This is a genomic window from Pseudomonas sp. TE12234 (assembly GCF_054061835.1).
Genome location: NZ_JBSSEP010000041.1, coordinates 1 through 1,288, shown reverse-complemented (window position 1 = coordinate 1,288; position 1,288 = coordinate 1). Strand labels below are relative to the sequence as shown.

The window sequence follows — 1,288 nt, the reverse complement described above, 5'->3', positions numbered from 1 at the left end:
CTGTAGATACTCTGTTCCCGGTCAAGCTTTCAGCAGGTGCTTATCGCTGAAAAGCTTGGCCGTGTCGAAATCCTCTCCCGAGCGCATGCACGCCCACAAACCCGTCAGGTATTTGCGCATAACCGCGCAGATGGCCTGCATTTTTCGCTTTCCACGCCTGACTAATCCTTCGTAAAAAGCCTTTACATAAGGGTCGCAACGGATCGCTGACATGGCGGGCATGAACATCGCCGAGCGCAGGTAAGCGTTGCCTCCCTTGCTCAAGCGACCGGGTTTGTCGATGCTCGTTCCAGACTGGGTTAGTCGCACATCCAGCCCTGCATAACGGCTGACTTGTGAGGACTTGAGCGTCTCTGGCAGGGTTGTAAGTTCAGCCAGTACAGCAAATGTCGAGACCTCGCCCATTCCGGGCGCCGCCGCCATGTGATTAAACTGGCCCTGCAATGCTGGGCAGTTGGCAATGATTTCTAGCCCTGCTTGTCTGAACCGCTCGATGCGCCTGCCGAACATCGCAATCGCTTCTTCCTCGTCCTCGATCATCATCGCCGAAGTCGTTTCAGTCGCTCGAAGGGCATGCAGCTCATTCTTGGCCCGGGTGCAGTGGCCGGTCAGGCGGTTGATATGACGGCCAATGGCGCGCAACTCAAGCTGAGCAGGGCTGGGAGGCATCCACAAGCGAGGTGTCATGCGCTCACCGTACTCGGCGAGCAACTGGGCATCGATGGCGTCTGTTTTATTGTGTTGAAGCACCAGTTTTGCAAAATTGCGGGAGCTTTTTGGGTTGATCACCGAGATCGGCAAACCAGCCGCGTTCAGCTCCAGGGCCAAGTCCAGGTAATACATTCCGGTGGCTTCCATGACCACAGACAGCGGCTTGAGCGCTTTCAGCTTTTTCACCGCAGCCTTACGCCCTTTGGGCGTTTGAGCAATATCCCACGAGCCCGCAGCACGGCCTTTGTCACGCCATCCCATTGCGGTGGTACGAGAACCAACATCCAAACCGACATGAACGCTCATGCTTTCCACTCCAAGGAAACTGGGTGAAGATGGTTCCTGGCTCCCCTGACCTCGAACTTTATGCCGCTGCAACCTTGTAATGCGAAGTCCGACTTGTCGGCTTCTCGATACTCTTCGTGGTGGGCAATGAGGCGGGGGGGCCTCTCTACAGACAAGGTCAGGCGCAATGCCTGCCTTCAGGAGCCGTCGGCCTCCCCCAGAAACACATCGTTTTGACGACACCGACGAGCTTAGCTGCTCTCGCCGAGTGTTTGGCCAACATACAAGGAGC

The 1,288-nt window shown here is 56.4% G+C and carries 1 protein-coding gene; it reads right to left on the bottom strand.

What is annotated here, in order from left to right:
* Nucleotides 1-21: 21 nt before the first annotated feature.
* Complete coding sequence (locus tag ACVWYU_RS30220; protein ID WP_457374458.1) at nucleotides 22-1,017, bottom strand: IS110 family RNA-guided transposase; 996 nt, start codon at nucleotides 1,015-1,017, stop codon at nucleotides 22-24.
* Nucleotides 1,018-1,288 lie beyond the last annotated feature (271 nt).

Bases quoted from the DNA above. Each gene is read 5' to 3' on its own strand.
- ACVWYU_RS30220 (WP_457374458.1), bottom strand. From the start codon at position 1,017: ATGAGCGTTCATGTCGGTTTGGATGTTGGTTCTCGTACCACCGCAATG.